The sequence below is a fragment of the Sphingomonas sp. SP2 genome, from assembly GCF_058313385.1.
This window is the reverse complement of sequence record NZ_JBZFLD010000001.1, coordinates 77,733-102,382: the sequence shown is the minus strand read 5'-3', so window position 1 is coordinate 102,382 and position 24,650 is coordinate 77,733. Positions and strand designations below refer to the sequence as shown.

At 67.6% G+C, this 24,650-nt stretch carries 22 protein-coding genes; 15 read left to right on the top strand and 7 right to left on the bottom strand.

The genetic code is table 11. From position 1 onward, the window contains the following. The first annotated feature begins 9 nt into the window (after positions 1 to 9). Genes cyoB through AC4GYU_RS00525 form a run of 6 tightly spaced genes read left to right on the top strand, consistent with a single transcriptional unit; the run spans position 10 to position 5,587 of the window. Positions 10 to 2,013: a cytochrome o ubiquinol oxidase subunit I gene (cyoB, locus tag AC4GYU_RS00550; protein WP_491084971.1), complete on the top strand. Its 2,004-nt coding sequence runs from the start codon at positions 10 to 12 to the stop codon at positions 2,011 to 2,013. 5 nt (positions 2,014 to 2,018) lie between these two features. Continuing rightward, on the top strand, positions 2,019 to 2,663 hold the full coding sequence (gene cyoC, locus AC4GYU_RS00545) for a cytochrome o ubiquinol oxidase subunit III (protein ID WP_491084970.1): 645 nt from the start codon (positions 2,019 to 2,021) through the stop codon (positions 2,661 to 2,663). Further along, positions 2,660 to 3,043: a cytochrome o ubiquinol oxidase subunit IV gene (gene cyoD / locus AC4GYU_RS00540; protein WP_491084969.1), complete on the top strand. Its 384-nt coding sequence runs from the start codon at positions 2,660 to 2,662 to the stop codon at positions 3,041 to 3,043. The genes cyoC and cyoD overlap by 4 nt, the downstream gene beginning before the upstream one ends. Then, on the top strand, positions 3,040 to 3,747 hold the full coding sequence (locus AC4GYU_RS00535; RefSeq protein ID WP_491084968.1) for an SURF1 family protein: 708 nt from the start codon (positions 3,040 to 3,042) through the stop codon (positions 3,745 to 3,747). The genes cyoD and AC4GYU_RS00535 overlap by 4 nt, the downstream gene beginning before the upstream one ends. Next, positions 3,747 to 5,054: a sensor histidine kinase gene (locus AC4GYU_RS00530; RefSeq protein WP_491084967.1), complete on the top strand. Its 1,308-nt coding sequence runs from the start codon at positions 3,747 to 3,749 to the stop codon at positions 5,052 to 5,054. The genes AC4GYU_RS00535 and AC4GYU_RS00530 overlap by 1 nt, the downstream gene beginning before the upstream one ends. After that, complete coding sequence (locus AC4GYU_RS00525) at positions 5,051 to 5,587, top strand: response regulator transcription factor (RefSeq protein ID WP_491084966.1); 537 nt, start codon at positions 5,051 to 5,053, stop codon at positions 5,585 to 5,587. The genes AC4GYU_RS00530 and AC4GYU_RS00525 overlap by 4 nt, the downstream gene beginning before the upstream one ends. A gap of 3 nt (positions 5,588 to 5,590) precedes the next feature. Here AC4GYU_RS00525 and AC4GYU_RS00520 read toward each other — a convergent pair whose 3' ends face one another. Further along, complete coding sequence (locus tag AC4GYU_RS00520; RefSeq protein ID WP_491084965.1) at positions 5,591 to 6,844, bottom strand: DUF3422 family protein; 1,254 nt, start codon at positions 6,842 to 6,844, stop codon at positions 5,591 to 5,593. Between the two features lie 128 nt (positions 6,845 to 6,972). Here AC4GYU_RS00520 and AC4GYU_RS00515 point away from each other — a divergent pair, with 128 nt between their 5' ends. Then, the gene (locus tag AC4GYU_RS00515) at positions 6,973 to 7,506 is read left to right on the top strand and encodes a c-type cytochrome (RefSeq protein ID WP_491084964.1); all 534 of its coding nucleotides are present in this window, start codon (positions 6,973 to 6,975) and stop codon (positions 7,504 to 7,506) included. 3 nt (positions 7,507 to 7,509) lie between these two features. Here the strand turns inward: AC4GYU_RS00515 and AC4GYU_RS00510 are convergent, their stop codons facing one another. The 6 genes from AC4GYU_RS00510 to AC4GYU_RS00485 form a co-directional block, all read right to left on the bottom strand. Beyond that, a complete protein-coding gene (locus AC4GYU_RS00510) occupies positions 7,510 to 8,010 on the bottom strand; it encodes a TspO/MBR family protein (RefSeq protein WP_491084963.1) in 501 nt (166 codons plus the stop codon). After that, positions 8,007 to 9,194 (bottom strand): geranylgeranyl diphosphate reductase, encoded by a 1,188-nt coding sequence (locus AC4GYU_RS00505; protein WP_491084962.1) that lies wholly within the window; start codon positions 9,192 to 9,194, stop codon positions 8,007 to 8,009. Before AC4GYU_RS00505 ends, AC4GYU_RS00510 begins: the two co-directional genes overlap by 4 nt. After that, positions 9,167 to 10,483, bottom strand: a complete 1,317-nt coding sequence (locus AC4GYU_RS00500) for a BCD family MFS transporter (protein WP_491084961.1) — start codon at positions 10,481 to 10,483, stop codon at positions 9,167 to 9,169. Before AC4GYU_RS00500 ends, AC4GYU_RS00505 begins: the two co-directional genes overlap by 28 nt. Continuing rightward, entirely contained in the window at positions 10,480 to 11,358 is an 879-nt protein-coding gene (chlG, locus tag AC4GYU_RS00495) for a chlorophyll synthase ChlG (RefSeq protein WP_491084960.1), read from the bottom strand. Before chlG ends, AC4GYU_RS00500 begins: the two co-directional genes overlap by 4 nt. Before the next feature lie 101 nt (positions 11,359 to 11,459). Beyond that, positions 11,460 to 12,878, bottom strand: coding sequence for a transcriptional regulator PpsR (ppsR, locus tag AC4GYU_RS00490; protein WP_491084959.1), 1,419 nt, complete (start codon positions 12,876 to 12,878; stop codon positions 11,460 to 11,462). Positions 12,879 to 12,903: 25 nt separating this feature from the next. Then, entirely contained in the window at positions 12,904 to 13,593 is a 690-nt protein-coding gene (locus AC4GYU_RS00485) for a cobalamin B12-binding domain-containing protein (protein WP_491086855.1), read from the bottom strand. 380 nt (positions 13,594 to 13,973) lie between these two features. Here AC4GYU_RS00485 and bchF point away from each other — a divergent pair, with 380 nt between their 5' ends. From bchF to puhA, 8 genes are read left to right on the top strand one after another with little or no spacing between them, the layout of a single operon-like run. Further along, on the top strand, positions 13,974 to 14,489 hold the full coding sequence (gene bchF / locus AC4GYU_RS00480; protein WP_491084958.1) for a 2-vinyl bacteriochlorophyllide hydratase: 516 nt from the start codon (positions 13,974 to 13,976) through the stop codon (positions 14,487 to 14,489). Further along, the gene (locus AC4GYU_RS00475; protein WP_491084957.1) at positions 14,486 to 15,763 is read left to right on the top strand and encodes a ferredoxin:protochlorophyllide reductase (ATP-dependent) subunit N; all 1,278 of its coding nucleotides are present in this window, start codon (positions 14,486 to 14,488) and stop codon (positions 15,761 to 15,763) included. Before bchF ends, AC4GYU_RS00475 begins: the two co-directional genes overlap by 4 nt. A gap of 3 nt (positions 15,764 to 15,766) precedes the next feature. Further along, on the top strand, positions 15,767 to 17,293 hold the full coding sequence (gene bchB, locus AC4GYU_RS00470; protein WP_491084956.1) for a ferredoxin:protochlorophyllide reductase (ATP-dependent) subunit B: 1,527 nt from the start codon (positions 15,767 to 15,769) through the stop codon (positions 17,291 to 17,293). Continuing rightward, a complete protein-coding gene (locus tag AC4GYU_RS00465) occupies positions 17,283 to 20,816 on the top strand; it encodes a magnesium chelatase subunit H (protein ID WP_491084955.1) in 3,534 nt (1,177 codons plus the stop codon). The genes bchB and AC4GYU_RS00465 overlap by 11 nt, the downstream gene beginning before the upstream one ends. Beyond that, complete coding sequence (bchL, locus tag AC4GYU_RS00460; RefSeq protein ID WP_491084954.1) at positions 20,813 to 21,724, top strand: ferredoxin:protochlorophyllide reductase (ATP-dependent) iron-sulfur ATP-binding protein; 912 nt, start codon at positions 20,813 to 20,815, stop codon at positions 21,722 to 21,724. The genes AC4GYU_RS00465 and bchL overlap by 4 nt, the downstream gene beginning before the upstream one ends. Next, positions 21,724 to 22,440: a magnesium protoporphyrin IX methyltransferase gene (bchM, locus tag AC4GYU_RS00455; RefSeq protein ID WP_491086854.1), complete on the top strand. Its 717-nt coding sequence runs from the start codon at positions 21,724 to 21,726 to the stop codon at positions 22,438 to 22,440. Before bchL ends, bchM begins: the two co-directional genes overlap by 1 nt. 23 nt (positions 22,441 to 22,463) lie before the next feature. Further along, the gene (locus tag AC4GYU_RS00450) at positions 22,464 to 23,858 is read left to right on the top strand and encodes a BCD family MFS transporter (protein ID WP_491086853.1); all 1,395 of its coding nucleotides are present in this window, start codon (positions 22,464 to 22,466) and stop codon (positions 23,856 to 23,858) included. 18 nt (positions 23,859 to 23,876) lie between these two features. After that, positions 23,877 to 24,647 (top strand): photosynthetic reaction center subunit H, encoded by a 771-nt coding sequence (gene puhA, locus AC4GYU_RS00445; protein ID WP_491084953.1) that lies wholly within the window; start codon positions 23,877 to 23,879, stop codon positions 24,645 to 24,647. Positions 24,648 to 24,650: the final 3 nt, after the last annotated feature.

The following is a 24,650-nucleotide window of genomic DNA, read 5'->3' as shown; positions in this document are numbered from 1 at the left end:
ACCCGCAACGTGCTTGACCCAAAGATCATCTTCGGCCGGCTGACCTGGGAAAGCTTCCCGCTGCACGAGCCGATCCTGCTCGTGACCTTTGCCGTGGTCGCGCTCGGCGGGCTTGCGATCCTCGGCCTCATCACCCGCTACAAGCTGTGGGGCTATCTGTGGCGCGAGTGGTTCACCACCGTCGACCACAAGAAGATCGGCATCATGTACATTATCCTGGGGGTGGTGATGCTGCTGCGCGGCTTTGCCGACGCGGTGATGATGCGGCTCCAGCAAGCGATCGCCTTCGGCGCGAGCGAAGGGTACCTCCCAGCCCACCATTATGATCAGATCTTCACCGCCCACGGGACGATCATGATCTTCTTCGTGGCGATCCCGCTCATCTCGGGCGTCATCAACTTCGTCATGCCGCTGCAGATCGGTGCGCGCGACGTCGCCTTCCCCTACCTCAATTCCCTGAGCTTCTGGCTGACCGCGGCCGGCGCGGCGCTGGTCATGGTGTCGCTGTTCGTCGGCGAATTCTCGACCGCCGGCTGGCTCAACTACGTGCCGGTGTCGAATCTCCAGAATTCACCCGGGGTCGGGCCGGACTATTATCTTTGGGCCCTGCAGATCGCCGGCGTCGGCACGACATTGTCGGCGATCAACATGGTCACGACCATCATCAAGATGCGCGCCCCCGGCATGACCATGATGAAGATGCCGGTCTTCACCTGGACCGCGCTCTGCAGTCAGGCGCTGGCGATCGCGATCTTCCCGATCCTGACCGGCGCCTTCGCAATGCTGATGCTCGACCGCTACATCGGGACCAACTTCTTCACCAACGACCTTGGTGGAAATCCGATGATGTACTGGAATCTGGTGTGGATCTGGGGTCACCCGGAGGTCTACGTCCTGGTCCTGCCGGTCTTCGGCATCTACTCGGAGATCACCTCGACCTTCACCGGCAAGCGGCTCTTTGGCTATTCGTCGATGGTCTACGCAACGGTGGTCATCACCATCCTCAGCTATCTCGTCTGGCTGCACCACTTCTTCACCATGGGGTCGGGGGCAAGCGTCAACAGCTTCTTCGGCATCGCGACGATGGTGATCGCCATCCCCACCGGGGCGAAGATATTCAACTGGCTGTTCACTATGTACCGCGGCTCGATCCGCTTCGAGCTGCCGATGATGTGGGTAGTAGCCTTCATGCTGACCTTCGTGGTCGGTGGCATGACGGGCGTGCTGCTGGCCGTCCCACCCGCGGACTTCGTGCTTCACAACAGCCTGTTCCTGGTCGCCCACTTCCACAACGTCATCATCGGCGGCGTCGTGTTCGGCCTGTTCGCGGGCATCGAATATTGGTTCCCGAAGGCGTTCGGCTTCAAGCTCGACAAGTTCTGGGGCAAGGTTCACTTCTGGGGCTGGGTGATCGGCTACTGGGTGGCCTGGACGCCGATCTACATCGTCGGCCTGATGGGCACGACGCGCCGGGTCCATCATTTCGACGACCCGACGCTGCAGCCCTGGTTCGTGATCGCCGCGATCGGTGCGGGGATCATCCTAATCGGGATCGCCGGCTTCATCATCGGGCTCGTGGTCAGCTACCGGAAGCGCGATGAGCTGCGGGTCGGCGACGATCCGTGGGACGGGCGGACGCTGGAGTGGGCGACGAGCTCGCCCCCGCCGGCCTACAACTTCGCCTTCACCCCGATCGTGCACGATCTCGACGCCTGGTACGACATGAAGTGCCGCGGCTACGAGCATCCCCGCTCGAACTACCGGCCGATCCACATGCCCAGGAACACGGGCACGGCGATCATCCAGTCGGGTCTCGCTGCCGTGCTCGGTTTCGCGATGATCTGGTACATCTGGTGGTTGGCGATCGTCGCCTTCGTCGCCCTGATTGCGGTCACCGTCTGGCACAGCTTCGACTACAACCGCGATTATGACATTCCCGTCGCCGAAGTGGAGCGGACCGAACGCGACAAGATCGGCTTCCTGACCCCTTCGCCCGCGCCGGCGGGAGCCTGAGGACCATGGCCACCACTGCGCCCACCACCGCCGACGCCGGCTACGACCGCGACACCTTCCACCTCGTGGAAAAGGACGCGCATGACGGCGGCCACGGCAGCCCCGTTCTGCTCGGCTTCTGGATCTACCTGATGAGCGACGCGCTCATCTTCGCGGCCCTTTTCGCGACCTATGGCGTGCTGTCGACCAGCTATGCCGGCGGTCCGGCCCCGCGCGAGATCTTCGAGCTACCCCTCGTCGCGCTCAACACCGCGATCCTGCTCGTCTCGTCGATCACCTACGGCTTTGCGATGCTGGCGATGGAGAAGGGCCGCAAGGGCCCGGTCATGGCCTGGATGGCGGTGACGGCGCTGCTCGGCATGAGCTTCGTCGGGGTCGAGCTTTACGAGTTCGGCAAGCTGATCGCCGAGGGGGCGACGCCGCAGCGGTCGGGCTTCCTGTCGGGCTTCTTCACCCTGGTCGGGACCCACGGGCTGCACGTGACCGTCGGCATCCTCTGGATCGGCCTCATGCTGGTGCAGGTCGGGCGCTACGGGCTCAATCTCGTCAACAAGCGCCGGCTGCTGTGCCTCAGCATGTTCTGGCACTTCCTCGACGTCATCTGGATCGGCGTCTTCACCTTCGTCTATCTGCTGGGAATGCTGCGATGAGCGCCTCGACCGACCCCGATCTCCACGCCCATGGCGAGGAACATGGGCATGGCAGCAAGAAGAGCTATCTGGTCGGATTTGCCCTGTCGGCGGTCCTGACTTTCATTCCCTTCTGGCTGGTGATGGCCCGCCCGATCGGTGATCCGACCGCAATCTCGATCCTGGTGATCCTCTTCGCGGTGGCGCAGATCCTCGTCCACACCATCTGCTTCCTGCACGTCAACACGACCGGGGAAGGGGGCTGGACGCTGCTTGCCTATGTCTTCACCGCGGTGCTGCTGGTGATCACGATCGCGGGCTCGCTGTGGATCATGTACCACCTCAACACCAACATGATGCCGGGCATGATGGATCCCAGTCAGGTCAGCGGAACGCCGTGAGCCGCGGCGCGGGGAAGCGCCTCGCGCTGCTGGCGCTCTGTGCCCTGCTGGCTCTGCTCTTCACCGGGCTGGGCGTCTGGCAGGTGGAGCGACTGCAGTGGAAGCGCGACCTCATCGCACGGGTCGACGCCCGGCTTACGGCGGCGCCCGTCGGCGTCTCCGTCGCCGACATCCCGCGTTTCGGCGACCCAGCGGCCGAATATACGAAGGTCCGCATCACGGGGCGCTACGACCATGCGAAGGAGACGCTGGTCGACGCGTTGACGACGCGCGGCAAGGGCTTCTGGGTGATGACGCCCCTCGCGGTCGGCGAACGGAACATCCTCGTCAATCGCGGCTTCGTGCCCGCCGACGCGGGCGCGCGCGCGGCTGCGGCACGGCCCGGGGGCATCGTCACGGTAACCGGGCTTGTCCGGCCGACCGAGCCCAAGGGTCGATTCCTCCGGGCGAACGAGCCGGCGGCGGGGCGCTGGTTCTCGCGCGATGTCGCCGCCATCGCCCGGACCCGCGGGATCGTGCGGCCCGCTCCCTTCTTCGTCGATGCCGACGCCACCCCCAATGCCGGCGGGCTTCCGATCGGCGGGCTGACGGTCGTGCAATTCCGCAATTCGCACCTCGTCTACGCTCTGACCTGGTTCGCACTCGCGCTGCTCAGCCTCGGCGGGCTGGTCCTGACCGCGAAGAGCGCCAATAAGGGCCATTGATGGCCGCACCCCTGCTTGCCCTGACCCCGCAGATGAACCGGCCCGCCGGCTGGAGCCCGCGTCAGGCGGTGGTCGAGAACATGCGGCTGCTGGTGCAGCTTCGCTGGATCGCGGTGGCGGGGCAGGTCGCGGCGATCCTCGTCGCCGAGCATGGCCTGGGGGTCGAGATTCCGAGCGGGCAGATGCTGGTCGTCGCCGGGCTCCTGGGTCTCGGCAATCTCCTGTTCGCCTCGACGCTTCGGCTGGCCTGGGTGGTGCCGGGCGAGCTTCTCCTTGCGCTGCTGCTCGACATGGCCGCGCTGACGAGCCAGCTCTATCTTTCGGGTGGGACCACCAACCCGTTCGTGTCGCTTTACCTGCTGCAGATCGTGCTCGGCGCCATCCTGCTTCCTGCCGGCATGGCCTGGCTGCTGGTGGCCCTGTCGGTGCTCGCCTTCCTGTTCCTCACCTTTAATCACCTGCCGCTCGACCTCCCCAAGGTTGGCGAACTCCGGGTCGACCTGCGCCTGCTGGGCGAGGAGATCGCCTTCGTCATGGTGGCGATCCTGCTGGTGCTGTTCATGACCCGCATCAGCCGCAACCTCAGGCTTCGCGACCGCTATGTCGCCGAGCTTCGCCAGCGCGCGCAGGAGGAGGATTCGATCGTCCGCATGGGCCTGTTCGCGAGCGGCGCGGCGCATGAGCTTGGGACGCCCTTGTCGTCGCTGTCGGTGCTGGTCGGGGACTGGCAGCGCGATCCCGCCTTCGCCGACCATCCGCAGTTCCGTGAGGAGCTCGCCGACGCCCGGCGCGCCGTCGAGCGATGCCGCGAGATCGTCAGCGACATCCTCGACACGTCGGGCCTGCCGCGCGGGGAAGCGATGGGGCAGGCCGAGGCATCGAGCCTGCTCGACGGCCTCGTCGCCGACTGGGCCCTGCTCCACGAGCAGGTACCGCTCGACGCGCATATCGCGTCCGTCCGTGGGGCCCGGGTCCCCGACGAGCCTGCGCTCCGCCAGGCATTGTGGAGCCTGCTCGAGAATGCGGGAGAAGCCTCGCCTGGCGGGATCAGCCTCCTGGCGCGCCGGATCGACGACCGCCTGTTCGTCGATGTGCGCGACCGCGGTCCCGGCTTCAGTCAGGCCCAGCTCGATGAGCTCGGCCAGGCCAGCCGGTCGCGCAAGGGTGCTGGCCACGGGCTCGGCCTGTTCCTCGCCGCCAGCGTCGCCCGGCGGCTCGGGGGCGAACTCAGTGCGCGCAACCGGCGCGGGGGCGGCGCGTCGGTGCGGATAGCCCTGCCTCTGGTCGGATCGGACGTGTCTGCGTGAGCACTGAACAGAAGCGCCTTGTCGTGGTCGAGGATGACGAGGATTTCGCGCGAACGCTCGCGCGCTCCTTCGAACGCCGCGGCTATGAGGTGGCGACCGCCTTCAGTCCGGCAGCGCTCGATCAGCTGCTCGTGCAGCAGGGCTTCGACTTTGCGGTTGTCGATCTGAAGCTCGGTGCGCACTCGGGCCTCCCTTGCGTGGCGGCGCTCTCGGCGGCGAACCCGCGGACGCAAATCGTGGTCCTGACCGGCTTCGCGAGCATCGCCACCGCGGTCGAGGCCATCAAGCTCGGCGCCGCCCATTATCTTCCGAAGCCCAGCAACACCGACGATATCGAGGCCGCCTTCGGACGCGCCGCCGGCGATGCCGACGTGCCGGTCGACGGCCGCGCGACCTCGATCAAGACGCTCGAATGGGAAAAGATCAACGAAACGCTGATCGCCACCGGCTTCAACATTTCGGAGACCGCGCGGCGGCTGGGCATGCATCGCCGGACCCTGGCTCGGAAGCTGGAGAAACGACCGCTTCGCTAGCGCTCAATGATCGTCGTTGCCGATCTTCTTCCCGATCTGGCGAAGCGAGAACCAGACGAGGAGCACCACCAGCGGCACCAGCACGACGGTCAGCAGGTCGGTCCGGAAACCCTGGCGGTGGTCGCCCAGCGCTTTGACCGGGATCAGCAGCAGCGAGACGACATAATAGGAGACGGCGGCGACCGAGAGGCCTTCGACCGTCCGCTGGAGCCGCAACTGCATCGAGGCGCGCCGGTTCATGCTCCGCAGGAGATCGGCGTTGATCGCCTGGGTCACGAGCTCGACCCGCGTGCTCAGCATCTGACCGGCACGCGCGATACGCGCGATCATGCCGGCCTCGCGGTCCGCCACGCTGACGCAGGTACGCATCGCCGGGACGAGACGGCGGTCCATGAATTCGCGGATGGTCTGGCGGCCGGGGAGGGGTTCTTCCTGAAGCCAGCCGATGCGCGTCTGGACGATGTCGAAATAGGCCCTCGCCGCACCGAAGCGGAAGCTGGTGCTGGCGCCCATCGCTTCCATCCGTCCCGACAGCGCGACCAGCTTGGCGAGCAGGTCGCGATCGTCGTCGATACCGAGGTGGGTGGCGATCTTCTCGGTCAGTTCGCGCGCCTCGGCCTCGATGTCGAACAGCTTGCCTGCCGTCTGCTGTGCGACCGGGAAGGCGAGCAAGGCCATCATCCGGTAGCATTCGATCTCGAGCAGGATGAGGGCGATGCGGCCGGTGAGGACCGGATCGTCGCGATGCATCGCGAGGGTAAAGCGGGTCATACCCGCAGCATCGGCGCGAAGGTCGGTGAGGAGGGTGGCGGCGCCGCCCATGATGCGCGATCCGATCGCTTCCGACCGGGCCGGATCGAGCGGCGCTTCGGCCTCGGCCTGGTCGACAATGACCGTGGTGAGGACGAGGACCGGGCCGGGCAGCGTGTCGAGCCACTGCGCGGGCACGCGATCGATCGCGCTTTCTCCGGCCGTCCCGGTCGGCCGGGCGAAGAAGGTCCAGCTCGAGAATTCGCCATGGCGCTCCCAGCGGAGCTGCCAGTCGCCGCCATCGATCGCGCACCAGACGGCGTCGTCGGCGGGGCGCGGCACTCCCATTCGGGCGCAGAGGTCGGCGATGTGGCGCCGGTCGCCCGCGACCCCGTCCTGACCGGACAAAGCGGCGATCCGCGTGACCAGCATCGGCGGCTCGATCGGGGTCGACGGACGGGCGTGGACTTCGGCGAGGAGCGAGTCGCGAGAGGGATGAAAGTCCAAGGCCGCACTCCCGCCGTTTGGTGAAAGAGAACCCCAGATTTGCGCCAATCGCAACTGGACTTTGTATTCATTGTGCAGGCTTCGCATTTCTGCTTCATTCGCTTGTGTAACGAAGGAGGAATCGCCTCATGACCCGCAAGACCAGCCTTCTCGCTTCTGCCTTGTTCGTCGTCGTCTCGGCTTCGGCCTGTGGTGGAGGAGGGTCAAAGAGCGAAGGCGGCGGGACAGCGGCGAACACCGCCGAGGCGCCTGCGGCGACCACCAACACCGCCGCTGCGACTCCGGCGGCGGCGACCCCAGCGGCGCCGGCTGCCGACGACACCACGACCGTGAGCGGCGCCAAGCTTGCCGACTTCACCGGCGACCCCGCCAAGGGCGAAGCTGTCTTCATCCAGTGCAAGACCTGCCACGTCACCGAAGCCGGCGTGAACCGGATCGGGCCGAGCCTGCATGGCGTCGTCGGCCGCAAGGCCAGCAGCATCGCCGGCTATGCCTATTCCGAAGCCAACCACAACAGCGGCATCACCTGGACGCCCGAGAAGCTGTTCCAGTATCTCGAAAATCCGCAGCGCGTCGTGCCGGGCACCAAGATGGCCTTCGCCGGCATCGCCGACCCGCAGAAGCGTGCCGACCTGATCGCCTGGCTCGGTACCCAGAAGTAAGCTCTAGCCGAAGGGTCCGTTCAGGCGGACCACTTCGTAGTTCAGCAATCCGGCCGCGCTCACCCACGCCAGATAAGGCAGCAGGAGGAGCGCGGCCGAACGCGAATAGCGCAGGCTGATCAGGATCAGCGACAGCACCGACAGCCACAGGACGAGCCCCTCGGTGAAGGCGAGGTCGGGTCGCCGCGCGTTGAAGAACAGCAGGCTCCACAGGATGTTGAGGAAGCCATTCAGCGCGAAGGCGCCGAGCACGAGGTCGGCAGCGGCGCGGCGCGGCGCGGCCAGCCAGGCGCTCACCGCGGCAAGCGCGGTCAGCGCATAGATGGTCGTCCAGGCCACACCGTAGAAGGCCGGGGGCGGGGCCCAGTCGGGTTGGCGCAGCGACTGGTACCAGGGGCCGAGGTCGGTCAGCGTCATGCCGACCGTCGCGACGATTATGGCGGCGCCCGCGGCCAGTGTCGCGGGCAGGGGCCAAGGCCGGCCGAGCTCCTCGTCGCGGGTCATGCCCGCACCGGGGCAAGGCCGAGCAGGTGGGCCGTGTCCTTGAGGAAGATACGGAAATGGGCGCCGGGCCGCGCCTTGACCAGCTGCTTGTTCATATAGGCCTGCCAGGTCAGCTGCTGGACGTCAGGGTCCTCGCAGATGTGCACAAACCGCTCGCGCCTCTTGTCGGACGAATACCAGAAATATTGCATCAGCCGGAGGACGAAGAAGACCTTGCCGTGCGCGCGCATGAAGCGCTTGCGGGCAAGAGCAAGGCGTCGCGGATCTCCGCTGTCGAGGAATTCGCCGACGGCTTCGGCTGCCATCCGGCCGCAGGTCATCGCATAATAGATGCCCTCGCCCGACGCCGGTGCAACGACGCCCGCGGCATCACCGGCGACGATGAGGTCGCGGCCATTGTCCCAGCGCTTGAGCGGCTTGAGCGGGATGGGCGCGCCTTCGCATCGGAGCGTCTGGCAGGCATCGAGCCCGGTTTTCTCGCGCATGGTGCGAACAGCGTCGCGGAGCGCAAAGCCCTTGTTCGCGCTGCCGACCCCGACGCTGGCGGTGTCGCCATGGGGGAAGACCCAGCCATAGAAGTCGGGCGAGACCTCGCCCTGATAGAAAACGTCGCAGCGTTGTCCCTCGTAGGCGACGCTGTCGCGCTCGGGCGCGCGGATCACCTCGTGATAGGCAAAGACACAAGGGACCCGATCGGCGCCGGGAAGCGACTCCCGCGCGACGGCCGAGCGTGCTCCGTCGGCGCCGATCACCGAGCGGGCGCGGATACGGGTAAGACCACTCCCGCGGCTCTCGCGGTAGCAGACGATCGCTTCGCCATCGCTGTCGCGCTCGATCCGTTCGAAGGTCCCGGTCCGCCGATGCGCCCCGTGGCTGGCGGCGCGATCACGGAGCCATTCGTCGAAGCTGTCCCGGTCGACCATGCCGACGAAGCCGTCGCCGACCGGCATCCGAACGGCCTTGTCGGACGGCGCGATCATCTGCGCCGACGTGGCGCGCGCGACGAGTAACGACAGAGGGATCTGGAAATCCTTGAGCAGTCTCGGGGGGACGGCGCCGCCGCAGGGCTTGATGCGCCCGGCCCGGTCGAGCAGCAGGACCTTACGGCCGGCCAGGGCGAGATCGTCGGCCGCGGTGGCCCCAGCGGGGCCGCCCCCTATGACGACTGCGTCGAAGCGCTCCATCCTGTTTCTCCTGCTGGTCCCGGACGGTGCCGCACGGCGGCGGGAAGGCGGACGACGAACAGCGCAGCGACGAGGAACAGCGTTGCTTCGCCGGCGAAGGTGAGCGCGAACGCCTGGCCGTCATTGCCGAGCAGGCGCCGCGCGAGATCGGTGAGGAGCGCGCCGACGAGGCCGCCGGTGCCGAAGGCGAAGGCCTGTGCGGCGCCCCAGACGCCCATGCGGACGCCTGCGCTATCGCCGCTACCGGCGCCTGCGAGTTCCATCATCGCGGCGATGGCGGCCGCGGCGAATATCCCGTTCATGAAGCCGAGAAGGAAGATGTTGCCCGCGATCGGCCAGGGGGGGCCGGCAAGCGCGGCCGATGACAACGCGGCGAGCGCCGCGGCCGACCCGATGCAGCCTGCCACCGTCCACGCCTGCAGCGGGATTCCGAAGCGCCGACGGGCAAGGCCGCCCCCCGCGCCTGCGAGGATCATCCCGACAAGGATGCCGCCATGCTGGATGCCGGCATATTGGGTCGACTGGCCCGGTGCCGCCCCGAAGACAAGGCCGGTGAACGGCTCGAGGATGAGGTCCTGCATGCTGTAGGCGAGCATCGAGAGGAAGACGAACAGGGTGAAGCGCACGGCCTCGCGGTCTCGCGCGACCTCGCGAAGCGCCGTTCGGAGCGGAATCTGCTCGCGCGCGGGCGATGCGCTGGCGGATGTTTCCAGGCCGCGGACCGCGAGCAGCGCGGCGGCAAGCGCGAAGGCGATGACGAGGCCGGCGACGATCGCGAGCCGGTCCATCGAAAAGGGCTGGAGGAGGGCGCCCGCGACCCCGGCGGAAATGGCGATGCCGGCCACCATCATGATCCAGGTCGTCGCGGCGGCGGCCGCGCGGCGCTCGGGCGCGACGCTCGCGGCGAGGAGCGCGAGAAGCGAGGTGCCGGCCGTGCCGACCCCGAGGCCGATCATGGTGAAGCCGGTGACCGCGAGCGCAAGCTGCGCGCTCGAGCCTGCGGGAAGCGCCGCGACGCTGTCGACCGCGACCAGCGATCCGAGGGCGAGGAGCGCCATCCCGCCGACGATCCATGGCGTGCGCCGCCCGGTCTCGTCGGAGGCATGGCCGCTCCACGGGCGGGACAGCTGGACGGCATAATGCCAGGCGACCAGCCCGGCCGGGACGGCGGCAAGCAGGCCGAGCTCGACCACCATCACCCGATTGAGCAGCGATGTGGCCAGCATCACCATCGCCCCGATCGCCGCCTGGACAGTGCCGAGGCGCAGGATGACGAGCCACGCCCTCACGACAGCGAGCCCAGGCCGAAGGCGGCCGCAACCATGCCGAGGACATAGAGGGAAACGCCGGTCGCATTGTACCAGGGCGCAAACCGGCGCGGATCACGGGTCAGGCGGGCCATGCACACCAGCTGTAGGAGGAGCGACAGGCCGACCGCACCCGCTGCGACGGGGAGGGCCTGTCCAAGGAGCAGGAGGACTACCCCGAGCTGCGGCAGGGCCATCGCGAGGCAGGCGAGGAGCACCGCCGGCCGGACCCCGACCTCGGCCGGAAGGGAGCGGACGCCGGTGAGGCGATCGCCCTCGACCGCCTTGAAGTCGTTGAGGGTCATGATCCCCCAGGCGCCAAGGCCGTAGAGAAATAGCACCTGAAGCACGGGAACTGACGGCACAGCGCCGGTCATGATGGCGGTGCCGGTGAACCAGCTGAGGGACTCGTAGGTCAGGCCGACGCTCAAGGGTCCCCACAGCCCGCTCGTCTTAAGCCGGAGCGGCGGGGCGCTGTAGGCCCAGGCGAAGAGGAGGGCGACGAGGGTCGCAGCAAGGACGATCGGACCCATCGAGGCGGCAAGCGCGAGCGAGGCGAGCGTGCCCGAGCAGGCGAGGGCAAGGCCCCACTGGCCAGCGATCCTTCCAGAAGGAATCGGCCGGCTAGGCTCGTTGATCGCATCGACATGACGGTCGAACCAGTCGTTCACCATCTGGCTGGTGCCGCAGACAAAGGGTCCGGTGAGGAGCAGCCCCGCGATCAGCAGGCCGCTGCGCGACATTACCGGTTGGCCGGACGCTATCACGCCGCAGCCAAATGCCCACATGGGGGGGAACCAGGTGATGGGCTTGGCGAGTTCGAGAATGTCCGCGGCGGCCGGGGCGGGCGCTGACATCCTGTCCTGAACCAGCCGAGTCATGGGTGAAGGCTATGCTTCACCAAGCCGAGCGTCAAATAAAATGGACAGCAGTGCGTCAATCAAAATTGACGCTTGGGTTACTCCGCTGCGGGTTCGGGGTCGTCGGTCTTGGCCATCCCGTGGCGGTGAAGCTTGGAGTAAAGGCTCTGCCGGCTGAGGCCGAGGATTTCCGCAGCCGACGCCCGGTTGTTGGACGTGAAGTTGAGCGCCGCCTCGATGCACAGCCGCTCGATAAGATCGGTGCTTTCGCGGACGATATCCTTCAGCGGCATCCGCCCGACGAGATCGGTTAATTGCTCGACCGAACGGGGGAGGTCGCGCGTGACCGGCGGGAGATCGCGCAACCGCCGCGCGACGAGGCGCATGGTGAAGGCATAATGGGCCTGCTGATCGCCCGCGCGAACGGCCGACACCTCGACCTCTTCCTGGCCGGCGATCAGGCCGCGGACGATGGTCGGGACGTTGCGGGCGACGCCATGCTCGGCGACCTGCGCCCGGACGAGATCGAGGTCGATCCCCGGACGGCCGAGGAAGTCGCCCAGCGAGCGACCGACGAGCTGTTCGATCGACGGTGCCTGGGTCAGTTCGGCGAAGGCGGAATTGGCGCTGAGGATGTTGAGGTCACCGTCGGCAAGCACGAAGGCGTCCGGAAGCCGCTCGATCAGCTCGAGGGTCAGCTTTTCGCGCTCGCCAAGCGCGCGCCGGTCATCGTTGACGAGCTGGACCAGATAATAGCCCTCGCCCTGCTGCCGGAAGAGCCGGGCCGAGATGCTGACCTTGGCGTCGCTGCGAGCGAGGAGAAGGTGTGCCGGAGCGACGGGCGAACCCGTGGAGGCCGCACCGAGATATGCGATCAGGCGGTCGCGATCGTCGGCGGCGACCTGGCTGACGAGCGGCTGTCCCTGCAGGCTGTGGCCGCCGAGCAGGCGGATCGCCGACGGATTGATCTCGCGGATACGGAGCGTCGCGCTGTCGACGATCAGCATCGGCTCGGCCGTCATCTCGAACAGCAGACGGTAGCGTGACTCGGCTTGGCGCAGGCGGAGATAGTCGCGTTCGAGCGATTGCTGGACCTGAAGCAGGCGCTGCTGGAGGCGGGCCATGGTCCGCTCGTCGCGCGCCACCGCGAGCGTCGATCCGGTCGCCAGCTTGATCGCCTTGTAGCGGAGCGGGATCTCGCCATCGTCGGTGACATGGTTGACCTGGCGCCAGCGCGGCTGCTCGCCGCTATTCTGGCCAAGCATCTCGCTGATCTTGATCCGACTTTCGTCGGTGACGGTCTGCGACCATTCCTGCCCGAGCCAGTCGAGCGCGTCGGCGAAGTCGCGGGCATTGCCGGCAAGGTCACGAACCACGCCATCGGGATCGACCAGCAGCGCGAGGTCGCCGCCGGCCGAGGCGAGGGTCGCCGCGGCCTCGACGTCGAGCGTCCCCAGCCATCGGCCGGCTTCTTCGAATAAGCGCATCTCGTCGCCGTCGGGTGACGCTTGCTTCATCAATGCTCCAGCGCCGGTGGCGCAATCAGGCGGTGATGGCAGTCAGTTGGGTGCTGAGCAGCCGGTCGGCGGTCTCGAGCGCATCGATCGCGGTCGCCGCTGTCCCGTCTGCCCCGACGCGCTCGGCCAGCGCGGGATCCTCGATCAGGAGGCGCCCACCAAGCATCAGGCGGATGTTGGGGTTCTTGGACACGTTTCGCACCGCAATGATGAGCGAAGGAAGCGGCGCGATATGGTAGTCGCAAGTGACCGTCAATCCGAGGATGTCGTAACAAGTGTCAGCAACCCGCGACAATAATCGCGTGCGGGTCGGCTCAAGCAGAAGCTCGGTGTCCCAGCCGGCGCGGGCGAAGGTTTCCTCGATCATCGCCGCGCCGAACCCGTGCTGGTCTCCGGGGAAGGGGGAAAAGAGGGCAGAGCGGATGCAGCCTTGGCGAATGTCCGTCGGCGTGCGTGCGCCGATTTCGCGCAGGACCTCCTGAAGGCGCCACAGCGCCATGGTCACGTCGAGGAAGTCGAGCCGATCGGCGGTCCAGTCCTCGCCGAGCAGACGGGCGGAGGGCGCGAGTAATTCGACGAAGATGCGTTCGACCCCGAGGCCGCGCTGCATGATCGCTTCGACTTCGGCGAGGAGGTCATGGGCTTCGAGCCGGACCGCGAGCATCGCGAAATTGGCGATCTCTTCCGCGGTCACTGCGACACTGCCGACGGGCATCGACACTGGCGGCGCCGAATGAGCGACGAGCAAATGCGAAATGATATCCGGTCCCACCGGCTGATCGACGGCTGTGTCGGAGCGGGCGCCTCGCCTGCGCGAGTCGCTCTTGCCCGGCTTCTTCCTGCCTTCCCCCGTACTCCAGGGGCCGACACCGATCACTGAGGCCATTGCGGTCTCCTCGAGTGTAGTCGGCGCTACCGCGTCGGCCAGGAACGTTCGACAAACGCCCGAGACTCATCGTTCCGGGGCGGAGGCTATCGAACCGAAACGACCGTGGCAATCCAAGACGCAATCCAATGTCAAAAAGAGTTTACGTCAAGCGCGATTGACACTCTTTAGCGTCGAGGCGTAGCATCCTGCGGGAGAGGGCAACTCGAATGCAGGCGCGTCACGCGAGGGTCACGGGGTCGCAACCGCTCTACACGGCGGAGCAAAGGATGCGCCGCGACTCGAGCCGCTGGACCCTGGTTCAGGCGATCCTCGCGCCGCTCCAATTTCTCGTCCTCCTGGTCAGTCTGGCGCTGGTGCTGCGCGTGCTGATGACCGGTGTCGGCGCTCAGGCGGCCGACGTCTCCGTGCTCGTGAAGACCGCCTTCCTCTTTGCCATCATGATCACCGGCGCGGCCTGGGAGAAAGACGTGTTCGGCCAGTGGCTGTTCGCTCGGCCCTTCTTCTGGGAAGACGTCTTCAGCATGCTCGTCATCGCCCTGCACGCGGCCTACGTCGTGATGCTGCTGGGGAACATCGGCCAGACCAGCGATCGCCTGTGGGTCGCGCTGGCGGGTTACGCCGCCTACGTCGTCAATGCCGGCCAGTTCCTGTGGAAGCTGAGGTTGGCGCGGTTGCAGATGGCCGCGGCGCCGAGCCCCGCGTTTCAGGCGGTTCGCGCATGACCGCGCTCCAGCCCGCCACCAGCGCCCCCCGCCCGGTCCTGCGCGAACGCGGCCAGCGCGAAGTCTTCTGTGGACTGACGGGGATCGTCTGGCTGCACCGCAAGCTGCCTGACGCCTTCTTCCTCGTCGTGGGGTCGCGCACCTGCGCGCACCTGCTGCAGTCCGCGGCGGGGGTGATGATCTTCGCCGAACCGCGCTTTGCCACCGCCATCATGGAAGAAAAGGACCTCGCCGGCCTTGCCGACCTCAACGAGGAGCTCGACCGCGAGGTGACCCGCCTGCTCGACCGGCGCCCCGACATCCGGACCCTGTTCCTCGTCGGAAGCTGTCCGAGCGAAGTGATCAAGCTCGACCTGCCCCGCGCCGCGCAGCGGCTGCAGGAGCAGCGCCCCGACATTCGCTTCCTCAGCTATTCCGGAAGCGGAATCGAGACCACTTTCACGGAAGGGGAGGACGCCTGCCTGGCCTCGCTCGCCCGCTCCCTGCCCGAGACCCCAGCTCGGGCTCCGGCGGCGCTTGAGCGACAGTTGCTGGTGGTGGGCGCCCTCCCCGACATCGTCGAGGACCAGTTTGCGCGACTATTCGCCGAGATGGGCATTCCGGCGCGCTTCTTCCCGGGCCGTTCCTCGACCGATCTTCCCGACGTGGGTCCGCACACCAGCTTCCTCCTTGCCCAGCCCTTCCTCGGCGACACCGCAGCGGTGCTGGAGGGCAGGGGAGCGACCCAGCTCGAAGCGCCTTTCCCGTTCGGCGCCGACGGCACCGCCGACTGGCTCGAGGCGGCCGCCCGCGCCTTCATGGTCGACCCGCTGGCCTTCCGCCGCGTGATTGCCCCGGCCCGGGAACGCGCAAAGCGCGCGCTCGAACGGCACCGGCCGGCGCTCGAAGGCAAGTCGATCTTCTTCCTTCCCGACAGCCAGCTCGAAATCCCGCTTGCCCGTTTCCTCAGCAGCGAACTCGGGATGGAGCTGATCGAGGTCGGCACGCCCTATCTTCACGCGCGGCACCTCGCGGCGGAGCTTGAACGCCTTCCCGCCGATGTCCTGATCAGCGAAGGCCAGGACGTCGATCGTCAGCTCGACCGGGTCCGCGCGGCGCGTCCGGATCTTACCGTCTGCGGCCTCGGGCTTGCCAATCCGCTCGAGGCCGAGGGCCTGTCGACCAAATGGGCGATCGAGCTGGTCTTTACGCCCATCCACGGCTTCGACCAGGCCGCGGATCTCGCCGAACTGTTCGCCCGGCCGCTGCGCCGCCGCGACTTGCTGCGGGTATAAGGGATGCGGCTGGCCGTCTGGACCTACGAGGGACCACCGCACGTCGGAGCGATGCGCGTCGCGACCGCCATGCGCGGCGTCCATTACGTTCTCCACGCGCCGCAGGGCGACACCTACGCCGACCTCCTCTTCACGATGATCGAACGCCGTGGGGAACGTCCGCCGGTGACCTACACCACCTTCCAGGCGCGGGACCTCGGCAAGGACACGGCGGAGCTGTTCAAGACCACCGCGCGCGACGCCTATGAGCGCTTCCGGCCCGAATTGATGATCGTCGGCGCTTCCTGCACCGCAGAACTGATCCAGGACGATCCCGGCGGCCTTGCCGCGACGCTTGGCCTGCCCTGTCCGGTCGTCCCGCTCGAACTGCCGAGCTACAGCCGCAAGGAGCATTGGGGCGCCGCCGAGACCTTCTATCAGATCGTCCGTGCCATGTGCCCCGTCGGTGCCGATGCCGCGCCGCGCCGGCCGCGAACCGCCAACATCCTCGGTCCTTGCGCGCTCGGCTTCCGCCACCGCGACGACGTCCGCGAAGTGACCCGCATCCTCGACCGCCTCGGGATCATGGTGAATGTGGTGGCTCCGCTCGGCGCGAGCCCGGCTGACATCGCCCGCCTACCCGAAGCCGCCTTCAACATCTGTCTCTACCCCGAGATCGGCGATGAAGCGGCCCGGTGGCTCGAGCGCTCCCATCGCCAGCCGCGCATTGCCGCCGTCCCGATCGGGGTCGGGGCAACGCGCCGCTTCATCGAGGAAGTGGCCGCGGCGGCCGGGATCGATCCTGCGCCCGCGCTCGACGACCCCGCGCTGCGCCTTCCCTGGTACAGCCGCTCGGTCGACTCCACCTACCTCACGGGCAAGAGGGTCTTCATCTTCGGCGACGCGACTCATGCCGCCGCGGCCGCGCGGGTCGCCCGCGACGAACTCGGTTTCAGCGTCTGCGGGATCGGCTGCTACAATCGCGAATATGCCCGCGAGGTGCGCGCCGTCGCCGCCGAACTGGGGCTCGAGGTACTAATCAGCGACGATCATCTCGAGGTCGAGGCGGCGATCGTCGCCGCCCAGCCCGAACTCGTCCTCGGCACACAGATGGAACGTCATGTCGCCAAGCGGCTCAACATTCCCTGCGCCGTCATTTCCGCCCCGGTGCACGTGCAGGACTTCCCCGCGCGCCATTCGCCGCAAATGGGTGTCGAGGGCGCGAACGTCCTGTTCGACAGCTGGGTGCATCCGCTCGTCATGGGGCTGGAGGAACACCTCCTCACGATGTTCCGCGACGATCCGGAATTCCACGATGCGGCCGGCGCCAGCCACCTTTCCGGCCATGCCGCGCCAATGCCCGCACCGGCGTCGATCGAGGCGGCGAACGCCAGCTTCTGGTCCGCGGACGCGGAAGCCGAACTCCGCAAGATTCCCTTCTTCGTGCGCGGCAAGGCGCGTCGCAACACCGAGACCTACGCGACCGAGCGTGGTCTTCCGCTGATCGAGCTCGCCACTCTTTACGACGCCAAGGCGCATTATGGCCGGTAGCGCGACCCCCTCCGTGCGGGCGGTGATCGTCACGCTCGACAAGCACCTGGCCGCGGCGGTGGAGCGGGCCGGGCAGAGGCTCGCCGACCAGGGCATATCGATCGACTTCCATGCCGCGAGCGAGTGGGATCGCGATCCCGCCGCGCTCGATCGCGCGCGCGCCGACATTGCGCGGGCCGACATCGTCGTTGCGACGATGCTGTTCCTCGACGACCATATCCGCGCCATCCTCCCGGCACTCAAGGATCGGCGCGAGCAGTGCGACGCGATGCTCGGCCTGATGTCGGGATCGGAGATCGTTCAGCTGACCCGCCTCGGCGGATACCGGATGGACGCTCCGGCCCGCGGCCCGATGGCCCTGCTGAAGCGCCTGCGGGGGTCGACCAAGCCCGGCGCGAGCTCGGGCGCGGGGCAGATGCGGATGCTCCGCCGCCTGCCCAAGCTACTCCGCTTCGTGCCCGGCACCGCGCAGGACGTCCGCGCCTATTTCCTGACTCTGCAATATTGGCTGGCGGGATCGGACGACAATGTCGTCGCCATGATCCGGGCCCTCGTGGACCGTTACGCCGACGGCGAGCGCCGTGCGCTTCGCGGGACACTCAAGGCCGAGGCCCCGCGCGACTATCCGGAGGTCGGCCTCTACCATCCGTCGCTGCCCGGGCGGATCGTCGAACGGATCGAGGAACTGCCGCGAAGCGAGGGCAAGGGCGGCCGGGTCGGGCTGCTGATGCTGCGCTCCTATCTCCTCGGGCGCGATGCCGGCCACTACGACGGCGTCATCGAAGCGATGGAAGCGCGCGGGCTGGAGGTCGTTCCCGCCTTCGCAAGTGGGCTCGACTCGCGGCCGGCGATGGAGCGTTATTTCGTTGCCGACGGTCAGCCGACGGTCGACGCCATCGTCAGCCTGACTGGTTTCTCGCTGGTCGGTGGCCCGGCCTACAATGATGCGGATGGGGCGGTGAGCATGCTCTCCGGCCTCGACATTCCGTATGTCGCCGCGCAGGCGCTCGAATTCCAGTCGCTCGAACAGTGGCGGCAGGGTGCCCAGGGCCTCCTCCCGCTCGAGGCGATGATGATGGTCGCCATTCCCGAGCTCGATGGCGCGACCTGCACCAGCGTGTTCGGCGGCCGCAGCGCCGAGCAGGGCGCGCCGATGCGGGCGATGGCGAGCTGTCCCGAACGCGCCGCGGCCCTGGCCGCCAAGGTCGCGGGCCTGATCGCCCTGCGGCGCTCGGACCGCGCCTCGCGCAAGCTCGGGATCGTCCTCTTCAACTTCCCGCCTAATGCCGGCGCGACCGGGACCGCGGCGTTCCTCGCAGTGTGGGAATCGCTTCATGCGACCCTGCAGCGCCTTGCCGTCGACGGCTATGACGTCGATGTCCCCGACAGTGTCGACGCGCTCCGCGCCGCGGTCCTCGAGGGTAATCGCGAGCGGTTCGGCAGCGACGCCAATGTCGCGCATCGCATTCCCGCGGACGAGCATGTCCGGCGCGAGCCTTTCCTTGCCGAGATCGAGCAGCAATGGGGCCCGGCGCCCGGCCGGCAGCAGGCCGATGGCAGCAACATCCATGTCCTCGGCGCGCGTTTCGGCAACGTCTTCGTCGGCATTCAGCCCGCCTTCGGGATCGAAGGCGACCCGATGCGGCTGCTGTTCGAGCGCAACTTCGCGCCGACGCACGCCTTCAGCGCCTTTTACCGTTATCTTCGCGAAGACTTCGGCGCCGACGCGCTGCTGCATTTCGGAACGCATGGCGCGCTCGAATTCATGCCGGGCAAGCAGGCCGGCATGTCGGGCGACTGCTGGCCCGAGCGCCTGATCGGCGCGCTTCCCAACTTCTATCTCTACGCCGCGAACAACCCCTCCGAGGGCCTGCTCGCCAAACGCCGCAGCGGCGCGACGCTTATCAGCTATCTCACGCCGCCGCTCAGCAATGCCGGCCTCTACAAGGGGCTCGCCGAACTGAAGGCGCTGGTCGAGCGCTGGCGGGTGACCGCGCCGGACACCGCCGAGACCGAGGAACTGGAAGCGCTGATCGCCGCCAAGGGCGAGGAGCTCGATCTCGATGTCACCGGCGGGCCGGCGCTCGTCGCGCGCCGCCTATACGAAGTCGAGACGACGCTCATCCCCGACGGCCTTCATGTGCTCGGCCAATGTCCGGAAGGTGAGGTTCGCGCTCGCTTCCTCGATGCTGTGCCAGACGAGGATCGCGCGGCGGTCGCCGCCGGCCTCGATTCGACCGACGAGCTTGGCGCGCTCGTTCACGCCCTCGACGGCGGCTATGTCCGGCCGGCGCCGGGCGGCGACGTCATCCGCAATCCCGCCGTCCTTCCGACCGGGCGCAACATTCATGGCATCGACCCCTTCCGGATGCCGAGCAGCTTCGCGGTCGGTCAGGGCGAGCAAGCCGCGCGCCAGCTGATCGAGCGGCACGTCGCGAGCGGCGAAGGCCTGCCCGAAAGCCTCGCCATGGTCCTGTGGGGTACCGACAATCTGAAGAGCGAGGGCGCGCAGCTGGCGCAGGGGCTGGCGCTGATGGGCGCACGGCCGCGGCGCGATGGCTACGGTCGGCTGGCTGGCGCCGAGCTCATCCCGCTGGACGAGCTTGGCCGTCCCCGGATCGACGTCGTCGCCACCTTGTCGGGCATCTTCCGCGACCTGCTTCCGCTGCAGACCCGGATGCTGGCGGAAGCGGCATGGCTCGCATCTACGGCCGACGAACCCGAGGAGATGAACTTCGTGCGCAAGCACAGCCTCGCGCACATGGCCGCCCATGGCTGCGACATGGAAACGGCCGCGCTGCGCGTCTTCTCCAATGCCGAGGGCGCCTATGGCGCCAACGTCAACCAGCTGGTTGACGGCGGGGCCTGGTCGGATCCCGACGAGCTGGCCGAGGTGTTCGAGCGCCGCAAGGGCTTTGCCTATGGTCGCAAGGGACCCCCGGTCGCGCAGCGGGCGTTGTTGAAGAGCGCGCTCGCCGGGGTCGAACTCACCTATCAGAATCTGGAATCGGTCGAACTGGGTGTCACCGACGTCGACCAATATATGGACAGCCTCGGCGGCATCACCCGTTCGGTTGCGCGCGCCCGCGGAAAGGCGCCGCCCATCTACATCGTCGATGCAACCCGCGGAAATGCCAAGGTCCGCACCCTGTCAGAACAGGTCGAGCTCGAGAGCCGGACCCGGACGCTCAATCCCAACTGGTACGAAGGCATGCTCCGCCACGGCCACGAAGGCGTGCGCAACATCGAAAGCCATGTCGCGACGACGCTCGGCTGGTCGGCGACGACCGGCGCGGTGGCGCCCTGGATCTATCAGCGAATCAGCGAGACCTTCGTGCTCGACCCCGCGATGCGCGAGCGGCTCGCCGCGCTCAATCCGAAGGCCTCGGCCCGCATGGCCGATCGCCTGCTCGAAGCGCACGACCGCCAATATTGGCAGCCGGACGCCGACACCCTCGCGGCGCTCCATGCCGCCAGCGACGAAATAGAGGACAGGCTGGAAGGCCTGATGGCCGCACGATGACCCTTGATCACCCCTTCAGCCTCAGCGGCACGTCGACCCTATCGCCCGGCGACGGGGAAGGCTCTGTCCAGGTCCAGCAGGACCCCTCGGTCCGGATCAAGGGTGCCAAGGTCATCGCGATCTACGGCAAGGGCGGGATTGGCAAGTCGACCACCTCGTCCAATCTCTCGGCGGCTTTTTCGCTGCTCGGTCACCGGGTGCTTCAGATCGGCTGCGACCCCAAGCACGACAGCACCTTCACGCTGACCAAGAAGCTCATGCCGACGGTGATCGACGTCCTCGAGAGCGTCGACTTCCACCACGAGGAGCTGCGGCCCGAGGACTATATGTTCGAAGGCTTCAATGGCGTGATGTGCGTCGAGGCGGGCGGGCCGCCGGCGGGGACCGGATGCGGCGGCTATGTGGTCGGCCAGACGGTCAAGCTGCTCAAGCAGCATCACCTGCTCGAGGATACCGACGTCGTCATCTTCGACGTGCTCGGCGACGTAGTCTGCGGCGGCTTTGCAGCGCCGCTCCAGCATGCCGAGCGCGCAGTGGTGGTGGCCGCCAACGATTTCGACAGCATCTTCGCGATGAACCGCATCGTCGCGGCCATCAACGCCAAGGCCAAGAATTACGACGTGCGGCTGGCCGGCGTCATTGCCAACCGCTCGGCGCAGACCGACGAGATCGACCGCTTTGCCGCGGCCACCGGCCTGCAGCGCCTAGCGCACTTCCGCGACGTCGACGCGATCCGCCGCTCGCGCCTCAAGAAGTGCACCCTCTTCGAAATGGAGGCGAGCGCCGAGGTTGAGGCGGCGCGCGAGGAATATCTGCGCCTCGCCCGCCAGCTCTGGGATGGTGTCGAACCCAATGCTGCGACACCGATGAAGGATCGCGACATCTTCGACTTCTTGGGGTTCGAATGATGGCCAGCGCGGCGCGCCCGGACGGGTTCGGCGACGGCTATGGCCGCCAGCGCGACAAGCTGCGCACCTATTTCGATTCGACCGCGCGCAAGGCCTGGATCGACCTGACCTCGGATGCGTCGGTCAGCCGGATCCGCCAGACCGTCCGCGAGGGCCGCGACGAGATGCGCGCGACCCTGCTGTCCTGGCTGCCGCGCGACCTTGCCGGCCGCCGGCTGCTCGACGCGGGCTGCGGAACCGGTGCCTTCGCGCTCGCCGCCGCCGAGCGCGGCGCCGGGGTCACCGCCATCGACGTCGCCGCAGGACTGGTCGCGGTCGCCCGCGCGCGCTCCACCCCGGGCATCGGCGAGGTCATCGACTGGCGTTCGGGCGACATGCTCGATCCCGCCCTCGGGGCCTGGGACCATGTTGTCGCGATGGACAGCCTGATCCACTATTCGGCCGACGACCTCGTCGGTGCCCTTGCGAGGCTCGCCGAACGCACCCGCCGTTCGATCGTCTTCACAGTCGCGCCGCACAGCAATCTTCTCGGGCTCATGCTGGTCGCGGGCAAGCTCTTCCCACGCGGCAATCGCTCGCCGGCGATCGTTCCGATCCGCGAGGCAAGCCTCCGCCGTCGCCTCGCCGACATCCCGGGCTGGACCGTCGGACGTAGCGCCCGAGTGTCGCGCGGCTTTTACAAGAGCCATGCCTTTGAACTGGTCCGCGTGCCGTGAGCGCCCGGCCGTTCACGCCCGGTATGTGGACGCGCACCGCCAGCGCCTGGCTCCCGTTCGCTGATGCCGCAAGCGCCGACTTGCCGCTGTCGCGCCTGCTTCGCTTGTCGCTCTTCCAAGTGACCGCCGGCATGACCGCGGCCCTTCTCAACGGCACGCTCAACCGGGTCGCGATCGTCGAGCTGAAGGTGCCGGCCGGGCTGGTCGCGGCGCTGATCGCGATTCCGCTTCTCGCTGCGCCGTTCCGGGCCCTGATCGGGCATCGTTCGGACCATCACCGTTCGGTGCTCGGTTGGCGGCGGGTGCCCTATCTCTGGTTCGGCACCCTGCTTCAGTTCGGCGGCCTTGCGCTGCTGCCCTTTGCCCTCCTGATCCTGTCGGTTCCCGATGGCCGCGCGGTCGGGCTTGCCGGCTGCGGCTTTGCCTTCCTACTGACCGGCATCGGCCTTCATGTCGCCCAGACGGCCGGCCTCGCGCTGGTGAGCGACCTTGCGCCGGAAGATAGCAGGCCCCGTGCGGTGGCGCTTCTCTACGTCATGCTGCTTGCCGGAACGATGGTAAGCGCGCTGGTGATCGGCGGGCTCCTTGCCGATTTCTCGCCGACCCGCCTCGTCCAGGTCGTCCAGGGCGCCGCTCTCCTGACGCTCGTCCTCAACATCGTGGCAGGCTGGAAGCAGGAAGCTCGGCGGGCGCGCACGGCGATGACCACCGCCCCGGCGCCCGCCTTCGCCGAGGTCTGGGGTCGGCTGATGGCCGAGGAATCGAGCCGTCGCCTGCTCGTCGGCCTCGGCCTCGGAACGGCGGCATTCAGCATGCAGGACGTGCTGCTCGAGCCTTATGGCGGCGAGATCCTGCACCTCTCCGTCGGAGCGACCACCTCGCTCACCGCCATTTGGGCGCTCGGTGCCCTGACCGGCTTCGCCCTCGCCGGCGTGCGTCTTGCCAAGGGTACCGAGCCGCACCGCCTTGCAGGCTTCGGCTGCGTCGCCGGCCTGTTCGCCTTCACCTTCATCATCTTCGCCGCGCCGACCGTCACTCCCCTCCTGTTGCTGGTCGGCGCGGCGTTGATCGGCTTTGGCGGCGGGCTGTTCATGGTCGGGACCCTGGTCGCCGCCATGACCCTCGCAAGGAGCGCGCAGTCGGGTCTCGCGCTCGGTGCCTGGGGTGCCGTGCAGGCCTCGGCCGCGGGGTTGGCGATCCTGCTTGGCGGCCTCATCCGGGACGGGGTCGCGATGCTCGCCACTGCGGGTCGCCTCGGCGAGACGCTGGCGGTTCGCGCGACCGGCTACGGCGCCGTCTACGCCACCGAAATCATCCTCCTGCTCATGACGATCGCCGTCCTGGGCCCGCTGGTGCGCGCGCAGCTCGCACCCTCCGCCAACCCGCCGCGCTTCGGCCTGGCGCAATTCCCGAGCTGAGCAAGAAGGACCGTGACCATGCACAACGAGATCATCGTCGGGCGGCTCGATGTGGCGGAGCTTGTCTTCTACGCGTTCGTGCTCTTCTTCATCCTGCTGGTCTTCTACCTGCGCCGGGAGGACCGTCGCGAAGGTTATCCGCTCGAGGATGCGGTGACCGGCCGGGTGGACAGCGCCTGGGGACCGCTGTCGGCGTCGCCCTACAAGCGGTTCAAGCTGCCCTTCGATCGCGGCTATGCGACCACGCCCGCGCAAGGGCGCGAGCCGGTCGACATCGCTGCGCGTCCGTTCGACCGCTTCCCCGGCGCGCCTTATGTCCCGACCGGCGATCCGCTGGTCGACGGGGTCGGCCCGGCCGCCTGGGTCAAGCGCGCCGACTGGCCGGACCAGGACATGGAAGGGCGCAACCGGATCGTGCCCATGTCGACCGAGCATGAATGGTCGATCGCACGCGAAGACCCGAACCTCCTCGGCATGACCGTGATCGCCGCCGATGGCGTCGAGGTGGGGCCGATCACCGACGTCTGGATCGACCGTTCGGATCACCTCGTCCGCTATGTCGACGTAGCCACGGCCGGGCGCACCGTCATGGTGCCATTCCTCATGGGGACGGTCCATGGCCGCCGCCGGGTCTATCATGTCGACGCGATCAGTGCCGCGCAGTTCGCCAACGCGCCGCATATCGCGACCGCCGGGCAGATCACGCGCCGCGAGGAGGACCAGCTGATGGGCTATTTCGGCGGCGGCTATCTCTATGGCCTGCCGGGCCGGGCGGAGCCCTTGCTGTGACGG

Coding starts and splice junctions, on each gene's coding strand:
- cyoC (WP_491084970.1), top strand. CDS start 2,019: ATGGCCACCACTGCGCCCACCACCGCCGACGCCGGCTACGACCGCGAC.
- cyoD (WP_491084969.1), top strand. CDS start 2,660: ATGAGCGCCTCGACCGACCCCGATCTCCACGCCCATGGCGAGGAACAT.
- AC4GYU_RS00530 (WP_491084967.1), top strand. CDS start 3,747: ATGGCCGCACCCCTGCTTGCCCTGACCCCGCAGATGAACCGGCCCGCC.
- AC4GYU_RS00515 (WP_491084964.1), top strand. CDS start 6,973: ATGACCCGCAAGACCAGCCTTCTCGCTTCTGCCTTGTTCGTCGTCGTC.
- AC4GYU_RS00510 (WP_491084963.1), bottom strand. CDS start 8,010: ATGACCCGCGACGAGGAGCTCGGCCGGCCTTGGCCCCTGCCCGCGACA.
- AC4GYU_RS00505 (WP_491084962.1), bottom strand. CDS start 9,194: ATGGAGCGCTTCGACGCAGTCGTCATAGGGGGCGGCCCCGCTGGGGCC.
- chlG (WP_491084960.1), bottom strand. CDS start 11,358: ATGTCAGCGCCCGCCCCGGCCGCCGCGGACATTCTCGAACTCGCCAAG.
- ppsR (WP_491084959.1), bottom strand. CDS start 12,878: ATGAAGCAAGCGTCACCCGACGGCGACGAGATGCGCTTATTCGAAGAA.
- AC4GYU_RS00485 (WP_491086855.1), bottom strand. CDS start 13,593: ATGCCCGTCGGCAGTGTCGCAGTGACCGCGGAAGAGATCGCCAATTTC.
- bchF (WP_491084958.1), top strand. CDS start 13,974: ATGCAGGCGCGTCACGCGAGGGTCACGGGGTCGCAACCGCTCTACACG.
- AC4GYU_RS00475 (WP_491084957.1), top strand. CDS start 14,486: ATGACCGCGCTCCAGCCCGCCACCAGCGCCCCCCGCCCGGTCCTGCGC.
- bchB (WP_491084956.1), top strand. CDS start 15,767: ATGCGGCTGGCCGTCTGGACCTACGAGGGACCACCGCACGTCGGAGCG.
- AC4GYU_RS00465 (WP_491084955.1), top strand. CDS start 17,283: ATGGCCGGTAGCGCGACCCCCTCCGTGCGGGCGGTGATCGTCACGCTC.
- bchL (WP_491084954.1), top strand. CDS start 20,813: ATGACCCTTGATCACCCCTTCAGCCTCAGCGGCACGTCGACCCTATCG.
- bchM (WP_491086854.1), top strand. CDS start 21,724: ATGGCCAGCGCGGCGCGCCCGGACGGGTTCGGCGACGGCTATGGCCGC.
- AC4GYU_RS00450 (WP_491086853.1), top strand. CDS start 22,464: ATGTGGACGCGCACCGCCAGCGCCTGGCTCCCGTTCGCTGATGCCGCA.
- puhA (WP_491084953.1), top strand. CDS start 23,877: ATGCACAACGAGATCATCGTCGGGCGGCTCGATGTGGCGGAGCTTGTC.